We start from the raw sequence: 1,645 nt of genomic DNA on the forward strand, positions 1-1,645 counted from the left end.
GCTCGGATGTGGTTACACCCCGAAGCTTTTTGCCGGGAGCCACAATCTGTATCCCCGCCTGCCGCGCGAATTCAGGCACGGACTTCGTGGCGGATTGCGAGGGAAGGTCGAATGTTCGTTGTTGGGCCACGGCCGCCAGCGGCGCCATGATGCTGACAAGTGCCGTGCTCTGCAGCACGAGCTTTGAGAATGAGATTTTCATTTTACCCCTCCTAATTTTAATGTTCTTGGAGAGCTTGATGCGCGAGCCAGGATCATTCCGCCCGGCATCCGGAAAAAAATTCAGTTCATGCGGCTCAGGGTGACGCTCTGCCTGCCCGCTTCGGTGCGCAATCCCTGACTGAGCGCGACCGATCGCGCGAATCCGCCAGGGTCGTTGAATGCGAACAGACCAGTTACGGTCTCATCCCCCAAGGCCGGAGGAGCAAACAGGATGCGTGTGCCGTTGTAGCGCGCAAATTGACGGGCCGCGTCCTTCAGCGGTACATCCTCGAAAGACAACATGCCTTCGCGCCATGTGAGTTCGCGCTCGATTTCATCGGCGCTGACACCTGTTATCCTGATTGATCCGCTTCCTTCAATCACGACGCGATTGTTGGCGGTCACACGGATGGGCTCCCTGCCGACCGTCGCCGCAGTCTCGATCTCCACGACTCCCCGGCGGATCAGGGCCTGGATGGATCGGTCCACCAACCGCCTTATGACGAAGCTGGTACCGATTGAACGGAGCCGGGCAGTGCCGACACTGACGACAAGCGGACGAACAACGGTATGCGCGATATCGAACAATGCTTCACCCTCGACAAGTTCGATGTCGGGATTGCCACCCGTTCTGCGCATTTTGGCGGTCGTGGCGGTATTGAGCGTCATCGTTGCCCCATCTACCAGTGGCACCAAGCGGATCTCGCCGCGCCTGGTTGAATATGTCTGTGCGGATGCGGGCCGGGCCAGGCCCAGAGCCAGGAAGGCCCCCGCCGCCACTGCACTCGCTCCACCCGCAAACAGTGCCCGGCGAGGAATCGATCGATCGGATATCGATTGAAACTCCTCATCCACCTCACCGGAGACCTGCCGCGATGTCTGCGTATCTGCATGCGATTTCGTCATATAGTCATCGGGATCGAAATCGGGACCCAGCGCCTTGGCACGTTTTGCGTGCAGGAGCATCGCACGCGCGCGCGCAAAAGCGCCTAGCCTGCGCGGGTCGCCAGCCAGCCACTCATCCAGCGCCACCTGGCTGACGGGGTCGAGCGGCGCACAGTCGAGACGAACGGCCCAATCCGCCGCCGTCGCGCTAATTTCCTCGCTCGTCTCGCGTTTCGCCATCATGTTCCCGCACACGCTGCTGCCATTTCTTCTTAGATGCGCCAGCCCCCGCATTTACGCTTCGTCCCAGCCCCGTAATCAAACGTCCAAGGCTTTTGGCGATCAATTTTTGCACGGCGTTGTCGCTTATGCCGAGCCGTTCGCCGATGTCGCGATAGGGCAGTTCATCGATCATGCGCAGGAGGAAGGCTCTACGCCAGGATTCAGGTAATTCCGATACGGCGATCGCCAGAAGATGCAATTGCTCGCGATCCGAGACTTGCACCTCCGGAGACGGCTCGTCTGCCGCGATGAGCAGCGCATCGGTTTCGTCGATCGC

3 protein-coding genes and 1 pseudogene are annotated in these 1,645 nt (G+C 59.9%); all 4 read right to left on the bottom strand.

What is annotated here, in order from left to right; genetic code table 11:
- The coding region (locus WG907_RS18135; RefSeq protein ID WP_340235014.1) for a hypothetical protein at positions 1 to 202 on the bottom strand (202 nt) is incomplete at its 3' end.
- Positions 203 to 282: 80 nt separating this feature from the next.
- Positions 283 to 1,167, bottom strand: coding sequence for a FecR family protein (locus tag WG907_RS18140; RefSeq protein WP_340235016.1), 885 nt, complete (start codon positions 1,165 to 1,167; stop codon positions 283 to 285).
- Between the two features lie 12 nt (positions 1,168 to 1,179).
- Positions 1,180 to 1,380: pseudogene (locus tag WG907_RS18285) on the bottom strand (FecR/PupR family sigma factor regulator); the annotation flags it as partial.
- Positions 1,295 to 1,645, bottom strand: a 351-nt coding sequence (locus WG907_RS18145; RefSeq protein WP_340235018.1) for an RNA polymerase sigma factor, incomplete at its 5' end; no start/stop codon positions are given. The pseudogene WG907_RS18285 and the gene WG907_RS18145, both read right to left, overlap by 86 nt.

It is taken from the genome of Sphingobium fluminis (assembly GCF_037723805.1).
In the GTDB taxonomy this organism is placed as follows: domain Bacteria; phylum Pseudomonadota; class Alphaproteobacteria; order Sphingomonadales; family Sphingomonadaceae; genus Sphingobium.

Bases quoted from the DNA above. Each gene is read 5' to 3' on its own strand.
- WG907_RS18140 (WP_340235016.1), bottom strand. From the start codon at position 1,167: ATGCTCCTGCACGCAAAACGTGCCAAGGCGCTGGGTCCCGATTTCGAT.